This is a genomic window from Embleya sp. NPDC005575 (assembly GCF_040605455.1).
In the GTDB taxonomy this organism is placed as follows: Bacteria; Actinomycetota; Actinomycetes; order Streptomycetales; family Streptomycetaceae; genus Embleya.
In genome coordinates, this window is record NZ_JBEXCV010000081.1 from 1 (window position 1) to 23,951 (window position 23,951).

Annotated in this window: 18 protein-coding genes and 1 pseudogene; 12 read left to right on the forward strand and 7 right to left on the reverse strand. The window is 71.3% G+C overall.

The annotated features are described in order from the left end of the window. The 4 genes from ABZS54_RS24995 to ABZS54_RS25010 form a co-directional block, all read right to left on the reverse strand. Positions 1-5,241: biotin carboxylase N-terminal domain-containing protein (locus ABZS54_RS24995; protein WP_355540175.1), on the reverse strand; the 5,241-nt coding region annotated here is incomplete at its 3' end. A 1,093-nt stretch (positions 5,242-6,334) separates the two neighbouring features. Further along, complete coding sequence (locus tag ABZS54_RS25000) at positions 6,335-6,763, reverse strand: chaplin (RefSeq protein ID WP_355540178.1); 429 nt, start codon at positions 6,761-6,763, stop codon at positions 6,335-6,337. 153 nt (positions 6,764-6,916) lie between these two features. After that, positions 6,917-7,993 carry an MFS transporter gene (locus tag ABZS54_RS25005; RefSeq protein ID WP_355540180.1) on the reverse strand — a complete coding sequence of 359 codons (1,077 nt, stop codon included), beginning with the start codon at positions 7,991-7,993 and terminating at the stop codon, positions 6,917-6,919. Beyond that, on the reverse strand, positions 7,954-8,403 hold the full coding sequence (locus tag ABZS54_RS25010; protein WP_355540183.1) for a hypothetical protein: 450 nt from the start codon (positions 8,401-8,403) through the stop codon (positions 7,954-7,956). The genes ABZS54_RS25005 and ABZS54_RS25010 overlap by 40 nt, the downstream gene beginning before the upstream one ends. A gap of 238 nt (positions 8,404-8,641) precedes the next feature. On the opposite strand from ABZS54_RS25010, the gene ABZS54_RS25015 reads away from it, so the two are divergent. From ABZS54_RS25015 to ABZS54_RS25030, 4 genes are all read left to right on the forward strand, one after another. Then, the gene (locus ABZS54_RS25015; protein ID WP_355540186.1) at positions 8,642-9,316 is read left to right on the forward strand and encodes a TetR/AcrR family transcriptional regulator; all 675 of its coding nucleotides are present in this window, start codon (positions 8,642-8,644) and stop codon (positions 9,314-9,316) included. A 279-nt stretch (positions 9,317-9,595) separates the two neighbouring features. Further along, entirely contained in the window at positions 9,596-10,177 is a 582-nt protein-coding gene (locus tag ABZS54_RS25020) for a TIGR03086 family metal-binding protein (RefSeq protein ID WP_355540189.1), read from the forward strand. A 207-nt stretch (positions 10,178-10,384) separates the two neighbouring features. Further along, the gene (locus ABZS54_RS25025) at positions 10,385-10,957 is read left to right on the forward strand and encodes a WHG domain-containing protein (RefSeq protein WP_355540192.1); all 573 of its coding nucleotides are present in this window, start codon (positions 10,385-10,387) and stop codon (positions 10,955-10,957) included. A gap of 99 nt (positions 10,958-11,056) precedes the next feature. Continuing rightward, positions 11,057-12,241 carry an SGNH/GDSL hydrolase family protein gene (locus ABZS54_RS25030; protein ID WP_355540195.1) on the forward strand — a complete coding sequence of 395 codons (1,185 nt, stop codon included), beginning with the start codon at positions 11,057-11,059 and terminating at the stop codon, positions 12,239-12,241. Between the two features lie 64 nt (positions 12,242-12,305). Here ABZS54_RS25030 and ABZS54_RS25035 read toward each other — a convergent pair whose 3' ends face one another. Beyond that, positions 12,306-12,842, reverse strand: a complete 537-nt coding sequence (locus ABZS54_RS25035; protein WP_355540198.1) for a helix-turn-helix domain-containing protein — start codon at positions 12,840-12,842, stop codon at positions 12,306-12,308. Between the two features lie 203 nt (positions 12,843-13,045). Here ABZS54_RS25035 and ABZS54_RS25040 point away from each other — a divergent pair, with 203 nt between their 5' ends. Continuing rightward, complete coding sequence (locus tag ABZS54_RS25040; protein ID WP_355540201.1) at positions 13,046-14,245, forward strand: hypothetical protein; 1,200 nt, start codon at positions 13,046-13,048, stop codon at positions 14,243-14,245. 353 nt (positions 14,246-14,598) lie between these two features. Continuing rightward, a complete protein-coding gene (locus tag ABZS54_RS25045; protein WP_355540204.1) occupies positions 14,599-15,687 on the forward strand; it encodes a MaoC family dehydratase N-terminal domain-containing protein in 1,089 nt (362 codons plus the stop codon). A gap of 33 nt (positions 15,688-15,720) precedes the next feature. Here ABZS54_RS25045 and ABZS54_RS25050 read toward each other — a convergent pair whose 3' ends face one another. Continuing rightward, positions 15,721-17,049, reverse strand: a complete 1,329-nt coding sequence (locus tag ABZS54_RS25050) for an aspartate aminotransferase family protein (RefSeq protein ID WP_355540207.1) — start codon at positions 17,047-17,049, stop codon at positions 15,721-15,723. 87 nt (positions 17,050-17,136) lie between these two features. Here ABZS54_RS25050 and ABZS54_RS25055 point away from each other — a divergent pair, with 87 nt between their 5' ends. Next, positions 17,137-18,045 (forward strand): LysR substrate-binding domain-containing protein, encoded by a 909-nt coding sequence (locus ABZS54_RS25055; protein WP_355540210.1) that lies wholly within the window; start codon positions 17,137-17,139, stop codon positions 18,043-18,045. A gap of 140 nt (positions 18,046-18,185) precedes the next feature. Here ABZS54_RS25055 and ABZS54_RS25060 read toward each other — a convergent pair. Then, positions 18,186-18,686, reverse strand: a pseudogene (locus ABZS54_RS25060) (hypothetical protein). A gap of 324 nt (positions 18,687-19,010) precedes the next feature. Between ABZS54_RS25060 and ABZS54_RS25065 the strand changes: the two are divergent. The 5 genes from ABZS54_RS25065 (at position 19,011) to ABZS54_RS25085 (ending at position 23,927) form a co-directional block, all read left to right on the forward strand. Continuing rightward, complete coding sequence (locus ABZS54_RS25065) at positions 19,011-19,148, forward strand: hypothetical protein (RefSeq protein WP_355540213.1); 138 nt, start codon at positions 19,011-19,013, stop codon at positions 19,146-19,148. A gap of 90 nt (positions 19,149-19,238) precedes the next feature. Continuing rightward, on the forward strand, positions 19,239-20,291 hold the full coding sequence (locus ABZS54_RS25070) for an STM4015 family protein (RefSeq protein ID WP_355540216.1): 1,053 nt from the start codon (positions 19,239-19,241) through the stop codon (positions 20,289-20,291). Next, a complete protein-coding gene (locus ABZS54_RS25075; protein ID WP_355540219.1) occupies positions 20,288-21,496 on the forward strand; it encodes an STM4014 family protein in 1,209 nt (402 codons plus the stop codon). The genes ABZS54_RS25070 and ABZS54_RS25075 overlap by 4 nt, the downstream gene beginning before the upstream one ends. 47 nt (positions 21,497-21,543) lie before the next feature. Next, positions 21,544-22,350, forward strand: a complete 807-nt coding sequence (locus tag ABZS54_RS25080; protein ID WP_355540257.1) for an STM4013/SEN3800 family hydrolase — start codon at positions 21,544-21,546, stop codon at positions 22,348-22,350. Between the two features lie 167 nt (positions 22,351-22,517). Then, positions 22,518-23,927, forward strand: a complete 1,410-nt coding sequence (locus ABZS54_RS25085; protein WP_355540222.1) for an STM4012 family radical SAM protein — start codon at positions 22,518-22,520, stop codon at positions 23,925-23,927. The last annotated feature ends 24 nt before the right edge of the window (positions 23,928-23,951 follow it).

Below are 23,951 nucleotides of genomic sequence, written 5' to 3' on the forward strand. Positions count from 1 at the left end.
GGCCTCCTGCCGCCGCACACGCGGGTCGGCGGCGGTGCGGGCGTGCACGTCGCCGGCGAACACCACCGCGGCGGCGGGGGCGCCGCCCAGGACCGAGGCGAAGGAGCCTTCCAGCGCGAGCACGGTCATGTTCGGGTTGAGTGCCTTGGAGAAGACCACGAACGCGCCGCCGTGGTACCGCGAGATCACGCAGAACACGATGGGCCCGCGGAAGTTCACGATCGCACGGCCGATCTCCGCGCCGTACTCCAGTTGCAGCTTGCGCATCGACTCCGGTGAGCCGTCGAACCCGGACAGGTTGGCCAGCACCACCAGCGGCCGGTTGCCGGACGCCGTGTTGATCGCCCGCGCGACCTTCTTCGACGACTGTGGGAACAGCGTGCCCGCGGTGTAGGTGTCCGGGCCGTCCGTGGGTGGGAAGCCGCGCCGCGGCACCGACCGCGACTCGATGCCGATCAGACACACCGGCACACCCCCCAAACGCACGTCCTGCACCGCCGAGGTGTCCGCGTCGGCCATCCCCGCCCAGCGCTCCGACACGGGGTGATCCTGGTCGGACAGCGCACGCATCACGGTGCGGATGTCGAACGGCTTCTTGCGGTCCGGGTTGTGCCGTGCGGAGAAGATCTCGCCGACGGTGGTGAAGTCACTGCCCGCCACCTCGTGCGGGAAGTCGCAGATGTCGCGGTCGAAGGGATCGGTCGTCCGCGCCCGCCGCGGCATCTCGTCGCCGGGTGCCACGTAGGTGTGGTCGTAGTGGTCCAGCAGCACGTCCCGCGCGGCGGTCAGGTTCGGAGCCCAGTACTGCGCCTGCCCGTTGGGGCCCATCACCCGGTCGTAGCCGCCGATGCCGAAGTTGTCCTCGGCGGAGACACCGCCGGAGAAGTCCAGCGCCTGCTTGCCGGTGAGCACCATCGCCGAGTCGGGCGTCATCACCAGGATGCCCTTGGTGTGCATGAGCATCGTCGCCTCGGCGTTCCAATACGGCTGCGCGCCGACGGTGATCCCGGCGACCACGATGTTGATCTCGCCGCCGTCCTGGGTGAACGTGACGATCCGCTTGAGCGCGGCCGCGACCCAGTCCATGTTCTCGGTGCCCGAGGTCATCGAGACCCGCGCGCCGGACGACAGCGCGAACCACTCCAGCGGGACGCGCATACGCTCGGCCAGGTCGAGCGCGGCGATCACCCGACGGCATTCCGGCTCCGACAGCGCGCCGAGCGACTTCGTCGGGTCGCCGAGCAGCACGACCCTGGTGACTCCCTGGGGGTGCAGCGCGGTCGGTGTGGTGACCACGCCCGTGACGATCGCCGCGGTGTTGTTCCCCCGCGGCCGGTCGACCCGCACCAGAACGTGCTCGTCGTCGAGGTCGTACTCGACGAAGTCGCCCAACAGGCGGGTCAGTTCGTATGGGTACGCGGATTTGCGGGCAGCGGCGCGGAGCACCTTGCGCCGGTAGTCGTCGACCGGCTCGACCGGCTGGAGCGAGCGTTCGCCGACGGTGAGTTCGGTGCCGCCGGAGGCGTCGAAGGAGACCCGCACCGCGATCTTGCCCAGTTCACCGCTCTGTCGGTCGCGCCGGCGTGCGATGATCAGGATCTCCTCCAGCCCGGCACCCTCGGTGGTCGGCAGCACGCGCCCGACGATCGTCTCCAGCTCGGCGCGGGTGATCTCGCTCGGCGGCCAGACGTAGATCACGATCCGATTGGTGTCGGCGTACTTCCCGGTCGGCCGCCGCGACTGGGCGCGGCGGATCGAATCGAGGCAGGTGGCGACGACGTTCTCGGCCGTCGGCAACGCGACCAGCCTGCCGTCGTGATCGCGCAGCTCGGTCAGGTCACGGACCTGGGCGAAGGCGACGAGGCGGTCGTCCGACGGGTTTTCCCGCGCCACGCACCGGAAGAGGTAGACCTCCTCGTCCGAGGACGGCAGGCGGGTGAGGTCGAACTCGCTCAGCCGCTCCAACTGCATCCGCCGCGCGATGTACGGGTGCAAGCCGCGAATCAGCCGCTCCTCGACCATTTCGGTGCCGGTCGAGCGGAAGGTGAAGTGGTGGTGCATCACCGCCCGGCCGCGGCCCGCGACGGTGGCGGTGAGCCTGCGGACCCGGTTCGACAAGGGGTATGCGTCGACAACCTCGTGCAGCGCGCGCGCCATCGCGTCGGAGTCCGCCGGCTGCTTCTCCCAGGCGAGATAGATGTCGGCCTCGACCGCGTCCTCGCCTCCCGCCAGTTCCGCGAGCCCGCGCAGCACGTTGCCGAGTTCGTCGAACCGCACCGCCGAGGAGACCAGACGCGAACCCGCACGCTCCGCGATCACGAACGGGCAACCCGCGACCCGGCTCGAACGAACACCGGTGAGGCCCTTGTTGCCGTAGTACCGCCGGGTCAGCACCTCCAGCATGATCGTGTTGTCCAGGTCGTCGCGGACGAGCCGCCGGCCGAGGAGTCGCACCAGCGGTTCGGTGCTGCACACCATCGCGGCGATCCGCTCGGCGCGATCCGGCGTGTCCGGGTGCTCGTCCAGGTGACGCAGGTGCCTGCGGACCTCGGTGTAGACGCGGGCGCGGTTGCGCCGCAGCAGCGGCTGGGCCAGCCAGGCGAACACCAGGCCGCGCGCGAGGTCGGCGACCGCGGGGAAGCGGACCTGGGTCGCGGCCATCAGCCGCTCCAGGGCGTGGCCGACCGGCTCGCGCAGTGACGCGTCCGGCGGCGCCTCCCGCAGCCACGCCCGCAGCAGCGTCGTGACGACCGCAGCGTCGACGGACGCGCGCTGTTGGGCGAGGAAGATCCGAAACACCGCCGCTTCGAGCTCGGCCGAGGGCTCCGGCTCGGTGACGCCGTAGTGGGCGAGCGCCTTGGCCAGCTTGGCCCGGAAGGCATCGGGCAGCCCGGCCCGTTCGACGTCGAGGCTTTGCAGATAGGTGTGGAAGTGTTCCCGGGCGCTGTGCACGTGACTGTCGATGCCGCCGTCCTCGCCCGCCGGGCGGTTGCGGCTCAGTTCGGCGAGATCGGCGAACATGTCGACGAGTTCGAGTTCCTCGGCCAGCGGTCGTTCCTGGCCGCCCTCGATGGCCGCCCGGCGTGCGGCGAGATAGTCGTCGAGCACCCGGCGTTCGTCGTGCGGATCGACGTCGAAGCCCAGCAGCAGGCCGCGCAGGTCCTCTCGGCCGCGCGCGGCGCGCTCTCGCGTCGGGAGCACCTCGGGGGCAACCGGCAGGTCCAGCTCGACGGATGCGGTGTCCTCGGCCTCGGCGGCGGCGTCGTCGTCGAGCGGCTCCAGGCGCATCAGCGGCGCGCCGGTGTCCACCTGACTGCCCACCGACACCGAGCATTCCTTCACCCGCGCCCGGAACGGCGCCCGCAATACCGTCTCCATCTTCATGCTTTCCAGCACCAGCACCGGAGCGCCCGCCTCGACCTCGGCGCCGACCTCCAGCGGCGTGGCGACGACCAGTGCGGGCGCGGGCGAGCGCACGACGCCGCCCTCGTCGCGGCCGACCCGGTGGGTCACGCCGTCGACCTCGACCAGGTGGATCGGCCCGTGCGTGGCGGTGAGCAGGTGGTACGCGGTGCCGTTGACGACGATCTGCCCGATGTGCCGGTCGAAGCGGTCGAGTTCGACGTCGGCGGTGCGCACGACGTCACCCGTTTGGATGCCGACGCGGAACCGATGCGCGCCGATGCGTGCGACGCGTACGCGGTAGCCGATGCCACGCAGCTTCAGATCCAGCGGGCGGCCACTCTCGTGCCGCACCTGCGGGCGTCCGCCGAAAGCCGTGGACAACAGCCGCTGCCGCTCGCGGAGTTCCTCTTCCTCGTACGCCTCGATGGCGGCGGCCGCCAGCGCCACGGCGGAGTGCCGATGCGCAACGAGCCTGCCCTCGCCGCGGACGCGGTCGATCCAGCCGGTGTCCGCGCTGCCGTCGATCACCTCGGGCTGGTCGAGTAGGTCGAGCACGAAGCTCTTGTTCGTCGCGCCGCCCTCGATGACCACCCTGGTCTGCAGCATCGCCCGGCGCAGCCTGCCGAGTGCCTCGTCGCGGTCGTGGCCGTAGGCGATGATCTTGGCGATCATCGAGTCGAAGTCGGCCGGGATGGTGTCGCCTTCGCCGACTCCGGTGTCCACCCGGATGCCCGGGCCGGCGGGCAGGTCGAGGCGCACGATGCGGCCCGGGGAGGGCGCGAAGTCGCGGTCGGGGTCCTCCGCGTTGAGCCGGGCCTCGATGGCGTGCCCGCGCTCGGCGGGCGGCTCGCCTTCGAGCCGGCCGCCCGATGCCACCCGCAGCTGCGCCTTGACCAGGTCGAATCCGGTGGTGCACTCGGTGATCGGGTGTTCGACCTGTAGGCGGGTGTTGACCTCGAGGAACGCGAATTGCCGGTCGCCGGGGTGGTAGAGGAACTCGACGGTGGCCGCGCCGCGGTAGTCGACGGCGATGGCCAGTCGTTCGGCCGAACGCTTGAGTTCGGCGGCCTGTTCGGGGTCGAGCACCGGCGACGCCGACTCCTCGATGATCTTCTGGTTGCGCCGCTGGATCGAGCAGTCGCGGACGCCCAGCGCCCACGCCGTGCCTTGTCCGTCGGCGATCACCTGTACCTCGACGTGCCGGGCGCCGGTGACCAGGCGCTCCAGGAACACGATGCCGCTGCCGAACGCCCGCGCGGCCTCCAGGCTGGTGCGCTCGTAGGCGTCCGTCAGCTCGTCCTCGTTCGTGACCACGCGGATGCCGCGCCCGCCACCGCCCGCCGTCGCCTTCAGCATCAACGGGTAGCCGATCTCGGCCGCCGCCGCCAACGCGGCGGCCGGCGTCTCGACCGCGCCGCGGCTCCACGGCGCCACCGGAACACCGACCTCTTCGGCGATGAGCTTCGCGTGGATCTTGTCACCGAGGCGACGCATCGCCTCCGCGCTCGGCCCGACGAAGGTGACGCCGGCTTTCTCGCACACCTCCGCGAACGCCGGATCCTCCGCGACGAAGCCCCAGCCGACCCAGGCGGCGTCCGCCCCGGTCGCCAGCAACGCCCGTTCCAGGACCGCGTGGTCGAGGTAGGGACGAGCGGACGCGGGGCCCAGGTCGTAGGACAGGTCGGCCTCGCGCACGAATGTGGCCGCGTGGTCGACATCCGTGTGCAGGGCGACCGTCTCGATCCGGGTCCCCGATTCCGCGGCCAGTTCCCGCACGGCGTGGATGAGCCGCATCGCGGCCTCACCACGGTTGACGATGGCGACACGACTGAACACTCGACCGACCCTCCTGTGAATCAACGATGTGCGCGCTGCGGCAAGGCGGTTCCGGCGGTGACGACCTTCCGTCCCCCGGCCTCGGCGCTGTCGCAGACGGGGCAGGCTACAGGGCACAGGCCGGGCGAAAAGACCACGAATCGTCGCACGCCCCCGCCCGGCCGGGATGTATCGGTGGGACTTGGGGCCCGAACGTGGGTGCCGGGTCTCGATGATCGCCTGATCGGCCGTCGCCCGTTCGGCGCAGCGCACTCCTCATGACGTCACCCAGGGCGTCTGCGACCGACTGGTCGCCTCGGCCTGCTCCCACGAGGTGGCCGGCCGCCATGATGTGGTGCCCGATGCCATCACCACCGCCGCGTCGGCCGCCGCCCGACCGCGGAGCCCGGCGGCCGCCGGGACGCGGCTGGGGGACCTCCGGCTGTTGCCGTCCCCGCACGCGACGCGCGACTTCGTATCGCCCCGGCTGAGCCGCACCTGCGCGGAAGGCCGTTCGGGCGTGGGGGACTTCTTCCGCCGTCCATCGTGACGGGCAATACGTCGGCCCCGACCATTGCGTGGTCGGGGCCGACGTCGTCGTGCCGGGGGCGGGATGAGCACGCGGCCAGGTCCCGCCAAGGGCGGGTGAACACGGGGCCGGTCCGCGCCCCGTTGCGGAGCTGTCGATCCTTCTCGTGCTCGGCGTGCCGGAGTTCGCGGGACCGACGGATCCCGGCCGGTCGTCGGGCATGCCGATGGCGCGGCGGCCCGCCGGGACTCGCTGTCCGTGGTCCTGCGGCGGATCGTTCGTGTGAGGGGCGGCATCGGTGGTGCCCGGGGCGCGGGCGGCCCCTCACTCCGGTGTCGTCGCAAGGCGGCGACACCGGAGCGGACTTGGGGTGCCCGTGTGCTGTTTCACCCGTTCGTGCCACGAGCCAAAAGCATGCGACCCACTCCCGGGTCGGCTTCCCGCTTCAGCTTGTGCTCCTGCGGATCTCGAAATACATCGCGCCCCTCGAACGGGGGTGCACCGATCGCCGGAACCGGAGGATGGGCACGGGATCCTGGGCTCGGACGCGGAGAGGGCGGTCGAACCGGTTTCCCGAACGAGGCGTCAGACCCCCACACGCTCCAAGAGCGAGCGGTGGCCGTCGTCGTGCTGGTAGCCGCCGTCACCACCGTGCGGGTGACCCTGCGCGCCATGGCCCTCGTGCCCGTAGTCCTCGTCACCGTAGTCGTTGTCGATCTCGGCGATGACGCATTCGTTGCCGAACGCCGGGTTGAGCGCAGCGCCCGTATTGGCGGTGTCGCCGCATCCCATGGCCGGGGTGTGGAACGGTGTCTGGCCGATGTTGCCGGAAAAGACACCGGAGGACTTCACCGCCGCGGCGTCGGCCTCGGAGCTTGCACTCGCGGCGCCTGTGCCCGCCATCACGAGGGCGGCGGTACCGACGGCCAGGACACTGGCCTTTTTGAACGAGTTCACGACAATCTCCCGCAATAGCGCAGCATCCGCGCCGCCCGATTGCGGCGCGCACTCCACTCAACGAGGCTGTCCGGCTCCGGCAACCACCGTCGCCCCGGTTCACCCGAATGGCCCGCACTCCCCGACCGCGGCCTCGGCCCGGAGCAGCCGCCCACGCGAGGGCCCGACCGGTCCGCGGCAGACGGCCGGGGTTCGACGGGCCTCCGGCTGTCAGCGACCGACCGGGTCGACATCCACCGCCTGATCCAGCGCGACCCGTACCCGCCGCCCGCACACGCCTTCCGGAGCACGCGGCGCATCCTCCCGCTCGGGAAGCCCGGCCGAGGTGGTCCCGGTTGCCGGGCGCATGGCCAGGATCAGTACGGCCGACGCGGCGAAGACGATCGCGGCGACGATGCCGATGACGTGCAGGCCGGTGGTGAACGCCGCACGCGCGGTGTGCAGCAGGTCCGCCCCCTGACCGGCCGGAAGGCGTCCGCTCGCCTCGACCGCGCCGGCCAGCGAGTCGGACGTGTCGTCCATCCGGGTGCGGTAGACCACCGCGGCCAGCACACCGAGCAGCGCGAAGCCGAGCGAACCGCCGAAGTAGTTGCCCGTCTCCGACATCGACGCCGCCGAACCGGCCCGCTCCGGGGGTACCGACCCGACGACCAGCCCGGTGCCGAGCGCGAACAGCGGGCCCGTGCCCAGCGCCAGGACCGTGATGCCGATCATCACCAGCGGCAGCGCGTACGCACCTTCGGCGCCGACCAGCAGCAGGCTCCCCAGCGCCGATCCCGCCGGCCCGCCGGCCATCGCGGTCGTCGGCTTGATCCGTCGGGCCCGCGCGGGCGCGGCCATGGTGCCGGCCGCCTCGCCCAGGCCCATCGGCGCGAACAACAGCGCCGACGCGGCCGGCGAGTAGCCCAGCACGCTCTGCAGATACTGGGTGACCAGCAGGCCCGTGCCGGCCATCGCGATGCCGGCGAGGACCAGCGCGACGAGTACGGCCGTGAACGGGCGGTTGCGGAGCAGCCGCAGGTCCAACAGCGGTGTCTCCAGGTGCAGTTGCCTGCGTACGAACAACACGCCGACGGCCGCGCCGACGACGAGGGCCACCGCGGGCACGATCGGCGTGTCCTCGACGGCCAGTTGCTTGATGCCGTAGACCATCGCCAACACCGCGACGAGTGACAGGCCGACGCTGACCGGGTCCAACCGGCCGGCTCGGTCGCTGCGGAACTCCGGCAGCAGGACCGGCCCGGCGATCAGCAGCAGCGCCATCGCCGGCACCGCGACCAGGAACACCGACCCCCACCAGAAGTGTTGGAGCAGGACCCCGGCGAGTACGGGGCCGAGCGCGCCGGCAGGCGCCGGCGACGCGTGCGGTGGATGGTGAGGACGAGTGCCGCGGATGCGGCGACGATCAGGCCGACGAACGCGGGGTGGATGTCCTTGGACAGGCTTTGCGCGCCGTCGGGCCGTACCAGCCACACGGTGAGCGGGATCGTGAAGGCGACGGCCACGAGTACGGCAGCCAGGCGGACCGCCCGGTCGCGGATCCGGGTGAGGGCGCCGACCAGGGCGATGACGACGGGCACGCCCGCGAGCAGGGCGAACTGGGCGAGAACCATGACGGGAACCGCCCACGCGCTGACGGTCACCGCCCGAGGCGTGCGTCGGTCCGTGGTGGCGGGCGAGGTTGCTACGACCGACATGACGTTCTCCTTGTGCGGGCGTGTGGTCGGACGTGTTCAACCGAAGTTGCCGCACATCCGAAGCAGACTGAATAGTCTTGCCGTTCGTTATAAGTTGTAACGCTCGAAAGTAGTCCTCGTCAAGAACATGCGTGATACCTTCTAACCAGACCTTGAGCATGTAGCCGTCAAGGGCCGGATCAAGCAAGGCCCCATCAAGGTCCATCAGGGTTCATCGAGGTCCGGAAAGAGGCAGACCATGGCGGAGACCGACACGGCGACCCCACGCGAGCGCTACCGCACCCAGGTGCGCGCCGAGATCAAGGAGCACGCCCGGGAACAGATCGCCACCGCCGGCGCCTCCGCACTCTCGCTCAACGCGATCGCCAAACGCATGGGCCTGAGTGGACCCGCCCTCTACCGCTACTACGCCGGCCGCGACGACCTGATCACCGAACTCGTCGAGGACGCCTACCGCAGCCTCGCCGACACCCTCCACGCGGCGGCCACCCCCGACCCCGACCCGAGGGCACTCGCACACGCCCTGCGCGGCTGGGCCCTGGACGACCCACAGCGATACCTCCTCATCTACGGCACCCCCGTCCCGGGCTACCACGCCCCCGACCACGTCACCGTCATCGCGAACGAGCTCATGACGACCCTGCTCGACGCCTGCTCCGCGACACTCCCCGACGGCGCCGTGACACCCCTCGACACCCACCTCGAAAAGCACCGCCGGTGGGCCGCCGACCACCCCGCCTCACCCGCCGTCCTCCACCGGGCCCTGACCTTCTGGACCCGACTCCACGGCGTCCTCTCCCTCGAACTCGCCGGACACTTCACCGGAATGGGCTTCGACCCCGCCCTACTCTTCGCAGCCGAACTGGACGACCTGCTCACCGGTACCGGTAATCCCCCCACCCATCAGCAGTGACCCGCGGGCGCCGCCGCCCGGGCCTCGCCGAGCCGTCGTCGACTCGCCCGGCAACCCGAACACGATCCGCCGGTGCCGACGACGACCGTGCGACGGCGGAGACGGCGGCTCGGCGGTTGCGGGCGTCGTTCTCCCACGTCCTCCGCGCGGACGTCGAACCGGTCCGCGGAGCCGCGCGCCGGCGGGGTACCCACCCGAGGGAGAACCGACGGCCGGAAGGCCGAGGGCGTGTCGCGTTTGTTCAAGGCGGGGGTGGGGGGACGTGTCTAGGGTTTGGGCATGACCGAAACGATCAGTGAGCTTCTCCGGGATGCCTCCCGTGAGGCTGTCGCGGTGGTCGGCGGGATCGCCGACGACGATATGCGCCTGCCGACGCCCTGCGACGACTACGAGGTGCGTGACCTGCTCAATCATCTCTTCCAGGTGGTCGTGAACTTCCAGGCGCTCGCCGCCAAGGAATCGGCGGACTTCTCCACGACCCCCGATCGCCTGCACGGCGACTGGCGGACGGAGTTCGAGGCCGAGACGGCGCGGCTCGTCGCGGCGTGGTCGGTGCCCGGTGCCGACGAGGGCATCTCGGGCGGCATGGGACTGCCCTCCGGCATCGTGGCGCGCATGGCCCTGCTCGACCTGACCGTCCACGCGTGGGACCTCGCACGGGCCACCGGCCGGGACTACACGCCGCCCCCGCAGGTGATCCCCGCGTTGAACGAGCTCGTCGACACGATGGCCGCGACCGCGCGCAAGATGAACGTCTTCGCCGCCCCCGTCCCGACGGCCGAAGACGCCCCAGCGTTCGAGACCCTGCTGGCCCACACCGGCCGCGACCCCCGATGGAACGCGGCAGCCGCAACGCGTTGACCACGACGGTCTCGCGTCGATGCACGGGGAAAACGAAAGTCGCTCGTGCGTCCCCGCCGGCGGGGTGACGTCGGCCCGCGGCACCCGGCCGCCTCCTCCTCGATCGATGCTTCGTGGAGGACATGTCAGTTTGCCTAATAGATTTAGGCAAAACCATAATTGACTGTGGCACACTCGGAGGTGGATTCGGAGATTCGGAGGATGGGCATGGTGCGAGTAGGACTGACCACGGAGAACCTGGTCCGGGCGGGGGCGGAGCTGGCCGACGAGATCGGCTTCGAGCAGGCGACCCCTGCGGAACTCGCCCGGCGGTTCGGCGTCAAGACCGCGAGTCTCTACTCGCACGTCAAAAACGCCCACGACCTCAAGACGAGGATCGCCCTGCTCGCCCTGGAGGAGCTCGCCGACGAGGTCTCCGCCGCAGTGGCCGGACGGGCCGGCAAGGACGCCCTGATCGCGTTCGCGAACATCTACCGCGACTACGCCCTCAAGCACCCGGGCCGCTTCGCCGCCGCGCGGTTCCGACTCGACCCGGACACGGCGGCCGCCAGTGCCGGCGTCCGGCACGCCCGGATGATGCGGGCGATCCTGCGCGGATACGACCTGGCCGAACCACACCAGACGCATGCGGTACGGCTGCTGGGCAGCGTCTTCAGCGGCTACGTCGGCCTGGAGACCGCCGGCGGCTTCAGCCACAGCGCCCCCGACCCGCAGGAGAGCTGGACCGAGATCCTCGACGCGCTCGACGCCCTGCTGCGCACCTGGCCCACCGCGTCCTGAAGCAGCCCTCCCCCGACCCTCCCGGGCGACCTCGCCGGTCAACCGCCGCCGGGCCGGTCTTGCGCCGCCCCTCCCGATCGACGAGACCGAGGCAACGCAATGAACACCCGACACGACTGGACCACCACCCCCATCACCACGGACCTCGTGCGCGGCGCCCTCGACCTGGAGCACACCGAACGCGGCGTACTGCCCCACCGACTGCCCGCACGCGCCCGGCAGCAGATCCCCGACGGTCAGCTCGCGATGGCCGAGTCGCAGCCCTCCGGCGTGCGGCTGGCCCTGCGCACCCGGGCCACCGTCGTCGAACTGGACGTCGTCGCCACCAAACGGGTCTACGTCGGCGCACCGCCGCGCCCCGACGGGGTGTACGAGCTCGTCGTCGACGGGCGGCTCGTGGACCGGGCGGGTGTGCCCGACGGCGACACGCTCACCATCGACATGGCCTCCGGAACCGCGCGGACCCGACCCGGGCCGGTGCACACCGTGCGGTTCACCGGCCTGCCCGGCGACGAGAAGGACGTCGAGATCTGGCTGCCGCACGACGAGACCACCCGGCTGGTCGCCCTGCGCACCGACGCGCCCGTGCACACCCGACCGGCCGGCGGCTGCAAGGTCTGGCTGCACCACGGCAGTTCGATCAGCCACGGCTCCAACGCCGCCGCCCCTACCGGGATCTGGCCCGCCCTGGCCGCGGCTGCCGGCGACGTGGAGCTGATCAATCTGGGGTTCGGCGGCAGCGCCCTGCTCGACCCCTTCATCGCCCGCACGATGCGCGACACCCCCGCCGATCTGATCAGCCTCAAGATCGGCATCAACATCGTCAACATGGACCTGATGCGGCTGCGCGCATTCGGCCCGGCCGTGCACGGCTTCCTCGACACCATCCGCGACGGGCACCCCACCACGCCGCTGTTGGTCGTCTCGCCGATCCACTGCGCCATCCACGAGCACACGCCGGGACCCAGTGCCATGGATCTCGAAGCGATGAGCGAGGGGCGCCTGCGGTTCACGGCCACCGGCGATCCCGCGCAGATCGCCGCCGGGAAACTGACCCTCACCGTGATCCGGGACGCGTTGGCCGGCATCGTCCGCCGGCGTGCCGCCACCGATCCGAACCTGCACTACCTCGACGGCCTCGACCTCTACGGCGAGGCGGACCACATCGAACTGCCGTTGCCCGACGATCTGCACCCGGACCCCGCCACCCACCGCCGCATCGGCGAACGTTTCGCCCGCCTCGCGTTCGGCGCCGACGGTCCCTTCGCCGGCACGACCGGCTGACCGATATCGCGATCGCGCCTGCCGTCGGGACGCCGCCGCGCCACGTCCACGTCGGCCGCGCGAATCAGCGCAGGAGCAGTCGCAGCAGCGCCTCCCGCAGGTCGTCGCGGCGGCCGGCGACAAGTTCCTCTAGGGTGATGTCGAAGACCATCGCGACGAGCAGGTGCGCCATCGGTTCCGCCGGATCCCAGCCCATGGCGACGAGTTCGGGCAGCACGAGTGCTCTGGTACGGGCGTTGCGGGCCCGGGTCTCCTCGAAGAGGTCGGGGTCCGTACGGGCCTGGACCAGCAGCGCACGGGTGCCGGTGGTCGCCAGGCCGGCGTCCAGGTAGCCGTGCACGCCGGCGGCCAGGCGCTCGCGGCCGGCCGCGTGACCCTCCACGTCGGCCAGGACTCGTTCCTCCAAACCACCGTGGTACCTGCGATGCAGCGCCACGAGGTAGCTGCGGCGGTCCTTGAAATGCTGGTAGAAGCTGCCCTTCGCCATGCCCGCCGCGTCCACCACGGCGTTCACCGACATCCTGGACAAGCCGCGCGCGTCGGCGACTTCGAGCCCCGCCCGCAGCAACGCCTCCCGCCCCGGTCCCGCCGGTCGTGCCACCGATCACCCCTGTTCGACGGTCAAACCACTTGGTGGTCTTGACAGTTGCGCCCCGCGTGAACACCTTATGACCGACCGGCCGGTCATGAACAGGGTTGATCGCGACGTGCGGACGGCGCGGTCTCGGCGAAGCCCGGACGGGCTCGCCTCCCGACGCAACAACGTTTGTGCCATTGCCCATTCGAGAGGACGTGGACCACCTCATGTACGTACGAAGCACGTTACGACGCAAGATCGCGACCCTGGTGGGGGTGCTCGGTCTCACCGCCGCGGCACTGACCGCGGCACCGGCGGCGCACGCCGACAACACGGCCCCGGTCGAACTCCCCCGGCTGGTGGCCGCCGATCCCGTCAACCACGCGGCGACGCTGCAGAACGAGGTCGCCTTCTGGAACGTGGCGCGGATCGCCGAGTACGGCCTCAACTCGGACGGCGCCGACGCGTTCCCGCCGCCGGGCGGCTGGGACGACCTGAGCAAGCCGTGGGCCGGCCAGGGCGCGATCTCGCGTACCGCCGGCAAGCTCCTGATGGTGTACCGCAATTCGTTCGACGGCACGCTCGTGCCCTCCTCGTGCTCGGCGAACGTCGTCACCAGTGCCAACCGGAGCACCATCGTCACCGCGGGTCACTGCTTCAAGGTGACCGCCAACATCCGCGGCGGACTCGGTGACGACGTCGTCACCAATGCGGTGTTCGTCCCCGGCTTCAACGGCGCGAACGTGCCCCGCTTCACCGGCACCGACGACACCAACGCGCCCCTTCCCGGCACCGACATCGCGCCCTACGGCGTCTGGGGCATCACCCGCGCCTGGATCACCCCCACCTGGGACGCGGACAGCACCTTCCGATCCGGCGGCGACGTCGCGATGGCGACCGTCGAACGTCCCGGCGACCCCACGCCGATCCAGCAGCTCACCGGCGGCCAGAACATCGCCTTCGGCGTGGACGCCAACCCGCTCTCGCTCCACCAGTTCGGCTACCCCACGGACAACACCCGCAACTGGTACTGGACGAAGAACAGCGACGGCACCACATCCGCCGACTTCGGCGTCGCCCCCTCACTGCGACGCGGTTTCGACGGCCGGGCCCTGATGTACGCGCACGGCACCACGATCAACGACTCGACCATCGGCCTGGCGCACGACATGGCCTCGGCGATGTCGCCGGGCTCCAGTGGCGGCCCGTGGCTGATGAACTTCGACCCCGCCACCGGCACCGGCACGCAGATCGCGGTCACCTCCCGCTTCACCAACTCCACGGGCACCTCACCTTGGTGGGACGCGGTCTGGGCGATCGTGCACGGCAGCACCCCGAACTGGGCGTACGGCCCCTACCTGATGTCCAACGGCTTCGGGGAACTGACCCAGGCGATGTACAACGTCGTCCGGAACGCCACGACCTGACCACACCCATCCGCCCACCCACGTCGCACCGAATCCCCTGACCCGACAACTCGCCCCGGGCGCCCCCGGCCACGGCCGGGGGCGCTCCATCACGTCACCGCTGCGGTGTACGACCGGATCGATCGCAGGCGCCACCGATGGCGTCGACCGCACCGTCACAGCGGTACCGGCGCACCGCCGCGCCGTGTGCTTCGGTCGGTGGACGAGCCGCGGACGAGCCGTGCACGCCCTGGGCTCGATCCGGGATCGAGGACCGGGGCCTTCCCGCGTCCGACACCCATCGCTTGTCAATGTCAAGCACATCGATAGGGTGTGCGACGGCAACCGGCGATCGTCTGGAAGGCGAGGCGGGCATGACGACCGACACCGTGGAACTGGACAGGATGCTCCAGGAGTGCGTCGTGCAGGGCACCGGGTCCGTCGTGCGCGCCCGGCACCCGGTCAACGCGCCCATGCTCGACATGTGGGCCGACGCCCTCGGCGACCCCAACCCGGTCTACCGGGACGCCGGCGCCGCCGCCGCAACCGGACGGGCCGGGATCGTCGCGCCGCCGACCATGATCCAGGCCTGGACCATGCCCCGACTGCCGGCGCTGGCCGCCACGCTGCGGCAGGTCCCCGGATATGCGCCCTACCTGGGCGGGGAAGCGGCGAACGACGCGCCGCCGCCGGGTGGTCGGACGAACGGGAAGGGCGCCGACAACCCGGCGGCCGCCGTACATCGCCTCCTCACGGCGCACGGGTACGCCGCCCGTGCGGCGACCCGGTGCCGGCAGGAGTACCACCGGGAGGCTGCCGTCGGGGACCACCTCACCTGCGAGAGCGTGCTCACGGCGGTGTCGGCGCGCAAGCGCACGGCGCTGGGCGCCGGATACTTCGTCACCACGCGGATGACCTTCCGCGACCGGGCCGAGGCCGATGTCGCGACGGTCGACTGGACCGTGCTGTGCTTCCGTACGCCGGAGAACCAACCCACCGCCGCGCCGGACACCCTCGCGGATGCCCCGCAGCCGACACCCGCGAGCGGCCGGACCTGCCGCCCGCTCACCGCCGCCCCGCGGGTGGGCGACCGCACCCCCGTCACCACGATCCCGATCACCCCGACGTTCGTGATCGCGACCGCCTTCGCCACCCAGGACTTCTACGCCGCCCACCACGACGCCGACTGGACGCGCACCTCGCTCCGGCGTCCCGGCATCTTCACCAACATCCTCGCCACCACCGGGCTCGTCGGCGGCGTGGTCACCGACTGGGGCGGCCCGGCCACCCGACTCCTGGAGGTCGACCTGCGCCTCCTCGCCCCCAACCACACGGGAGACACCCTCACCCTCGACGGCGAGGTGACCGCCGTGCACGACGACGAGGTAAACCTCCGCGTCACCGGAACGAACTCCCTCGGCCCGCACGTGCAAGCCACCGTCCGCGCCCACGTCCCGAACTGACTCCCCCACCGGATCGATGCGGGCGCGGCGGGGTCAAGGGGCTGTGCAGGCGTCGCCGATGGCCTCGTCCAGGATGGTCAGGCCGAGGGAGAGTTCGTCCTCGGTGGCGGTCAGGGGTGGGGCGATTCGGAAGACGCCGCCCATGCCGGGGAGTTGCACGATGTTCATGTGCAGGCCGAGTTCGAGGCAGCGCCGGGTGATGCGGGCGCCCAGTTCGTCCGAGCTGCGCTTCGCCTCGGGGTCGACGGCGAGTTCGAGCCCGGCCAGCAGGCCTCGGCCGCGGATGTCGCCGACGACCGCGTGGCGTCCGGCGAGGTCCGTCAGGCCACGGCGGAGGAAGCCGCCGAGCGACTGCGCGCGCTCGTCGAGCCGGTCGCGGATCAGCACGTCCAGGACGGTGTTGCCGACCGCCGCCGGCAGCGGGTCGGCAACGTGCGTGGTGAAGAACAGGTATCCGCGCTCGTACGCCTCCTGCTCGATCTCGACGCTGGTGACCACGGCCGCGAGGGGCAGTCCCGCCCCGAGCGTCTTGGACAGCGTGAGGATGTCGGGCACGACGCCGTCGCGCTCGAAGGCATACCAGGACCCGGTGCGGCACAGGCCGGTCTGGGCCTCGTCCAGGATCAGCAGCATGCCGCGCTCCCGGCATTTGTCGCGCAGGGCCGCGAAGTACCCGGCCGGCGGCTCGATGACGCCGCCCGAGCTGAGAATCGGTTCGACCAGGCACGCGGCCAGGCTGCCGGTCGACTGGGCGTCGATCAGGTCGAAGGCGAAGTGCAACTGGCGTTGCCAGTCCAACGAACCGTCGGCAGTGGTGAAGTCGGGCCGGTACACGTTCGGCACGGGGATGGCGAAATTTCCCGGCGCACCAGGGCCGTAGCCCGCACGTCCGGCGCTGTAGGTGGCGGACGCGGCGGCCTGCGTCATGCCGTGCCAGGACCGCGCGAACGAGACGATCTCGTGTCTGCCGGTGACGAGCTTGGCCATCCGGATCGCGGCCTCGTTCGACTCGGCGCCGGTGGTCAGCAGCAGCACCTTCTCCAGCGGTGCGGGCAGCGTGTCGGCCAGCCGCCGGGCGAGGTCGACGACCGGGCGGCTGAGCATGCCGCTGTAGAGGTGGTCGAGGGTGGCCACCTGCCGCTGCACGGTCGCGACGATCTCCGGGTGCGAGTGGCCGAGGATCGCGCTCATCTGGCCGGAGGTGAAGTCGAGGATCTTCCGGCCGTCCGCGGTGAACACGAAGCTCCCGGCGGCACGCTCGATGATCTCGCGGGTGAACTCACCGCCGTAGCGAACCAGATGCCTCTCGGCATCGGTCCAGAAGGGTTCGGTGGACGCCTGGGGGGTGGTCGAAGCAGCCATGTCCCCGACGGTAGGTCGCGCCCGAGCAACACGTCCAGCTCACAATTCCGGCTGTCCTGTTCGGCAAAACCGCACAACAATGGGAGCGTGATGAATCCCTGGCGACTGCGGCTGCTGAGCCAACTGGACACACTGGGCACCGTCCGGGCGGTCGCCCAGGCCGCCAACCTGAGCCCGTCCAGCGTGTCCCAGCAGCTCGCCGTACTCGAAACCGAGACGCGCACCCAGCTCCTGGAACGAACCGGACGCCGGGTACGGCTCACCTCGGCCGGGTTGATCCTCGCGCGGCGGGCGCGGGCGATCCTCGACCACATGGACGGCGTCGAGGAGGAACTGCGCGGGTTCGGCGAAGAACCGGCCGGGCTGGTGCGGTTGGGGGCGTTCCAGAGCGCGATCCACAGCATGGCCGTGCCGGCGGTGACCCGTCTGGCGCGCGAACACCCGCACCTGGACGTAGAGTTGCTTGAGCTGGAGCCGCACGAGAGCATGCCCGCGCTGCGGGTCGGCGACGCGGACATCATCATCACGACCACGGACTTCGACGAACTGCCGTTGGGGCCCGATCTCGACCTCGTACCGTTGACCACGGACCCGATCGTGCTGGTGCTCCCGCCCGAGCACCCCGCGGCCGGACGCGGCTCCGTGGACCTGGCAACCTGCGCCGACGAGCCGTGGGCGTTCGACGTGCCACAGTCGTACATGGCCAACCTCGCGCTACGACTGTGCCGTCAGGCCAGGTTCGAGCCGCGGGTGGTCTGCCGGTTCGGCAACTACATGATGACCCTGCAACACGTCGAGGCCGGGCTGTCGATCGCGCTGCTGCCCGGCCTGGCGGTCGACCACCGGTACCGCATCGCCACCAGGGAACTCGCGACTCCCGTGACGCGCACGATCACGGCGGCGATCCGCCGCGGCCCACCACCTCGCGCCGCGGTGCGCGCCGTCCTGGACGCGCTGCGCCACGATCCGGACCCGCCACTGCCGAAGCGCGAGTGAGACATCGCGCCGAACATGGGACAGCCGACGATCTTGACCAACGTCCGGGTCACCGCCCGTCAAGGGCCGGTATCCGAAGGCGCATCCCGCTCGTCCTTCGCGGGCCCGCTCGGCCGGGCACGCCGGGTCGCGTGTCGGGGTCAGGTGCGGCCCACGCGGTTCTGGGCCTGCTCCAGGGTCGGTGAAGCGGGCATCCAGTCGGCCCGCACCACCGGGAACCCCGCGGCCTCGTACGCCTGGCAGACCCGGGCGTCGTCGTCGACGACCATGGCAACGGGCCGGCCCCGCGCAAGTTTGCGCAGCAATTCGAGTTTGGCGACGCGGGCCGGACGACGGTCCCGGTCGCGGCGCATCAGCAGTCGACCGGGCGGCAGACCGTGCCGATCCAACCAGTCCAGGGTGTCGCGGCGGCAGCGCTCCGGGCGGCCGGTGACGTACACCACCTAGTGCGCCCCGACGCCGGCCCGCGCGAGCGCGACGCCCTCCGCGAGCGGCGCGTCGTGCGCGGCGGCCGCGAAGAACGCCTCCCAGTCATGCGGACGCGGCTCGACGAAATGCAGCCGGTGACGGGTGTCGGCCACCGTGCCGTCCAGGTCGAACACCGCCAACGAACGGGACTTCACAAACTCCTCCAAGACCACTGCGACTCGGCCGCGCAGTCTACGCCGAGACCACCCACACCACTGCCCAGGCCGAACCGACACGCCCCCGATGCCCGCCCGAAATTCGACCCGCGGCCGGGCACCCGCTGTTCCCACCGCCCTGCTCAACGCCTCGCCGGTCACGGCGACCAGGGTGTGGTGCTCGGGCGGGCGCGACCCTCCGGAAGGAGCGTCGGTGCGCTCTGATAGTCAAGACCGGAACGCCCACCGACCCGCACGCGCCCGACCCGCACGCGGCAACGCACCACCAGCCGCACCGGCCGCGCCCGCGCACCCCTTGCCGCGAAGGAACACCTCGTCACGATGCGCACGCACGGTCACCAAACGCACTTCGGCGGCCTGCCCGTTGCCGAACCGAACCAGCTCCCGCAGGCCACGGCCGGCCGGGCCGACGACTGTGGAGACGGCGAGATCTGGCGCTACGTCGAGGTGGCCGAATAGCACAAGCAGCGCCGCGACACCCCCACCACCCGATTCCCCCGCGCCGACCCGATCCGGCCCGGCCCGACCTAACGCAGGTGACCCGGCGATATGTCCATCTACCACTACCTCGAAAACTTCGGCGGCCTGCCCGTCGCCGACCTGCGGCCGCCCGACTCGGCTGAGTCCTCGGCCGTTCCCGGGAAACAACCCGAGCAGGCCGGCCACGGCGAACCCACACCGCCCTACGGGAGCGCCCCCGGCGAGCACCCCGCGGACGCCGTCGCGTGGCGGCTGCGCCACCGCCACTGGGCGGACGACCCCGAACTCATCGATCTCTACGACTACTTCCTTGCCAATGTCGACACCACCCGGGTCACCGCCCTGGTCGTCGGCGCCTGGACCATCGACATGTCCGAAGACAATCCGCTGCTCGAACGGCTCGTCCGCGACGCCGGTCGCTTCCCGGCGCTGCGCCACCTCTTCCTCGGCGATGTGGTGCAGGAGGAATCGGAGATCTCCTGGATCGGTATCGGCCCGTGTACCGAAATCCTCGAAGCCTTCCCGTTCCTGGAAGAACTGGTGATCCGCGGCAGCGAGAACGCCCTCGGGGACGCCACCCTCGACCGCGCCCCTGCCCTGACCGCCGTGCGCCACGAACACCTGCGCCGCCTCCGCTTCGAGAGCGGCGGCCTGTCGGCCCGGATCGTGCGCGCCGTCGGCACGAGCGACCTCCCGGCACTGGAAGAGCTCGAACTGTGGCTCGGCGTCTCGGACTACGACGGCAATGCCTGCGTGGACGACCTCGCCGACCTGCTGTCCGGCACCCGAGTGCCCCGGCTGCGCCATCTGGGCCTGATGAACAGCGAGATCCAGGACGAGATCGCCGCCGCGATCGCGAGCGCCGCCGTCACGGCCCGGCTGGAATCCCTGGACCTGTCGATGGGAACCCTGGGCGACGAAGGCGCCGAGGCTCTCCTGCGCGGCCGGCCCCTGGGCCATCTCCGCAAGCTGACGATCCGCCACCACTTCCTGAGCGACCCGGTGGCCGAGCGACTGCGCACGACACTGCGGGCGTCCGGCGTGGCGGTGGAGATCTCCCGCCCCGAGCAGCTCCCGGATTGGCGCGACGACGACGACCGATACGTGGAGGTCGCCGAATGAGTCCGGGCCCATCCGCCACGGCTCTCGGCCGGCACCGGAACAACCGCGCGCCTGCCCCCACCCTGATCACCGTCGTCGCAAACCCCGGACACCGGCGCCTCGTGGGATTCGACGCGGCGGCGCGGGCCGCCGGGTTGCCGGCCCCGGGTGTCATGCCCTGGCAGGACGTACTGCGCGGCGCCCGACCCGCCGTCGCCGCCGGACCGGTTCGAATCGACTCCCCCGGCGAGGATCCCGCCGTGCGCGCCCTGCTCGGCGGCCCCGCTGACCCGCACCGCGTGGAGGGTGGCGCGGTACGCCACGCGGCGTTTCGCCGTGCGCTGGAGCGGGTCCGGTGCGCCGTTGCCGCGACCCCCGGCGCGTGGCTCGTCAACGATCCCGACGAGATCGCGGTCATGTTCGACAAGCCCCGCGCGCACGAGCGGCTACGCGACGCGGGTGTCCCGGTCCCGCCCGGGTTGGGCACCGACGGGCGCGGCGTCGTGGTGCGTTCGTACGCCGAACTGCGCGAGCTGATGCGCGGCAGCCGCCACCCGCGCGTCTTCGTCAAGCCGGCCCACGGCTCGTCGGCGTCCGGGGTGCTGGCCCTGGAGACCTCGGGTGCGCGGGTGCAGGCCACCACGTCCGCCGAACTGGTCCGCACCGAGGCGGGCATCGCACTGTTCAACTCGCTGCGGGTGCGCAAGTATCGCGCCGAGGAGGACGTCGCGGCCCTGGTCGACACGCTGTGCGCGGACGGCGTGCACGTCGAGACCTGGCTGCCCAAGCTCACCCTCGACGGGCTCGCCGTCGACCTGCGCGTCCTGGTCGTCGCGGGCCGCGCCACGCACGTCGTCGCGCGCGGCAGCCGTACCCCGATGACCAACCTTCACCTCGGCAACGCCCGGGTCGACGTCGACGCCGTGCGCCGCACCGTGGGCTCCGCGGGCTGGGACGAGGCCATGGCGACGTGTGTTCGCGCGGCCGGATGTTTCCCCCGTACGCTGCACGTCGGCGTCGATCTGCTGTTCTCGGTCGACCGACGCCGGCACGCGGTCGGCGAGGTCAACGCGTTCGGCGATCTGCTGCCGGGCGTACTGCATCGGGGTCGGGACACGTGGGGGGAACAGGTCCGGGCCCTGGTCCAGGGATGGCGCCCGCACGGGACGTCACGTCCGGCGGGACGGGAAGCACCAGACGAGGAACAACTGCCGTGTCCGACCTGACCACACCTGTTCCGACGCACTCCCGGGCCGAGGGCCACGACCCCGACATGAACGAGGTCGTCGGGCGTCACGACCTGCTCATGGTCACGCTCGACACGTTGCGCTACGACGTGGCCGCGGAACTCGCGGCGGCCGGCCGGCTGGCCAATCTCGCGCGCATGTTGCCCGGAGGGCGCTGGGAGGCCCGGCACACCCCGGGCAGCTTCACGTACGCCGCACACACCGCGTTCCTCGCCGTCCTGCCCACCCCGCAGGCACCCGGCCCGCATCCGCGGTTGTTCGCGGCGCGCTTCGGCGGCAGCGAGTCCACCGCTTCGCGCACGTGGGTGTTCGACGAACCCGACCTGCCTTCGGGGCTGGCGCGGGCGGGCTATCACACGGCCTGCATCGGCGGCGTGGGCTTCTTCAACAAGCAGGGCGCGCTGGGCTCGGTCCTGCCCGGTCTGTTCGCGGAGAGCCACTGGGACCCCGGGATGGGCGTAGCCTCGCCCACCTCGTTCGAGGCCCAAATCGCGTGCGCGGAACGGGTCGTCGCCGCTCTGGACCCCGACCGGCGACTCTTCCTGCTCGTCAACGTGGCGGCGCTGCACCAGCCGAACTGGTTCCACCGGCCCGGCGCGACGGCCGCCGAGGGCGATACGCGCGAGACGCACGCGGCGGCGCTGGAGTATGTGGACCGGCATCTGGGCCGGCTCTTCCGGGCCGTGAGCAGCCGTCGCCCGTGCTTTGCCATCGTGACGTCCGACCACGGCACGGCTTACGGCGAGGACGGCTACACCGGGCATCGCATCGGTCACGAGGTCGTGTGGACCGTGCCGTACGCCCAGTTCACGCTGTACCCGGGCGACTGGTGACGTGGCGGGCGATGCCATCGGCGGCCCGCGAGGGCACCACGTGGTGGGGTACCGCGGGTTCGCCGGCCGGGGACCCGGCCGGCTGCCGTGTCGGCTCGCGCGCATAGGGTCGGGGCATCCGCGCGCCGCGCGCACCACACCGTCACGTCGTCGGAGGTCATCAGCCCATGGGGTCGCCCGGCACCACCGATCCCGCGCCCCGGCCGTCGTCGGCGGCAAACCTGCTCGGGTCGCCGTACGCGGGATACGTCTACTCGTATCCGCACAAGACCGCCTACCGCCCGCTAGACCCGGAGCCCGCGCTGGGCGAGGTGTGGCGGGGCCGCGACCTTTCGGCGTTGTTCCTCTACCTGCACATACCGTTTTGTGAGATGCGCTGCGGCTTCTGCAACCTGTTCACCCGCACAGGTGCGCCGCAGGAACTCGTCGGGCGCTACCTGGACGCGCTCGAACGTCAGGCGCGGGCCGTGCGCGAGGCGATACCCGACGCGCGTTTCGCGGTCGCGGCGCTGGGTGGTGGGACGCCCACGTACCTGGACGCACCCGAGCTGGAGCGGCTGTTCGACATCGCCACGGACGTAATGGGGGCGGATCTCGGCACCATCGCGATGTCCGTCGAGACCTCCCCCGCGACGGCGACGCCCGAGCGTGTGAAGGTATTGGCCGCGCGCGGGACGACCCGGGTCAGCATCGGCGTGCAGTCGTTCGACGACGCCGAGGCCCGCGCGGTGGGGCGCCCGCAGCGCCGGGCCGACGTCGAGGCCGCACTCACGACGATCCGGGACGCGGCGATGCCGATCCTCAACATCGACCTGATCTACGGCATCGACGGTCAGACCCGGGCCGGTTGGCTGGCCTCCATCGACGCGGCGCTCGCGTGGGAGCCGGAGGAGTTGTACCTCTACCCGTTGTACGTGCGCCCGCTCACCGGTCTCGGCCGGCGCGCCGTCACGCGGGCCGATTGGGACGCCGATCGCCTCGCGCTCTACCGCGCGGGCCGCGACCATCTGCGCGAGGCCGGCTACGAGCAGGTCTCGATGCGCATGTTCCGCCGGGCGGACGCCCCGGCCGACGCCCCCGGCGCTTTCCGGACCGGCGACGTTGGGGGCGGCGCCGACCGGCAGACCGGCTACTGCTGCCAGCGCGACGGCATGATCGGCCTCGGCTGCGGCGCCCGTTCGTACACCTCCGACCTGCACTACTCGTTCGAGTACGCGGTCGGGATCGGCGAGGTGCGGGCGATCATCGACGACTATGTGACGCTCGATCAGGAAGCCTTCACCCGCGCCCGCGTCGGCTATCACCTCGATGCGAGCGAGCAACGGAGGCGGTATCTGCTCACCTCGCTGCTCCAGGCCGACGGCCTGGCCGCGGCCGACTACCGGGCGGCCTTCGGTACCGACGCCGCCGACGACTTCGCCGCCGAACTCGCGCCGCCGGCCGCGGCCGGTCTGCTGACCGTCTCCGAGACGGGCGTGCGCCTGACCGAGGAGGGCCTGGCCTGGTCCGACTCGATCGGTCCGGCGCTGTTCTCGTCCGAGACCGCCGCCCTGATGCACGGATACCGCCCGCGGTGACCCGGTCGCCCGTCACCAGGGCAC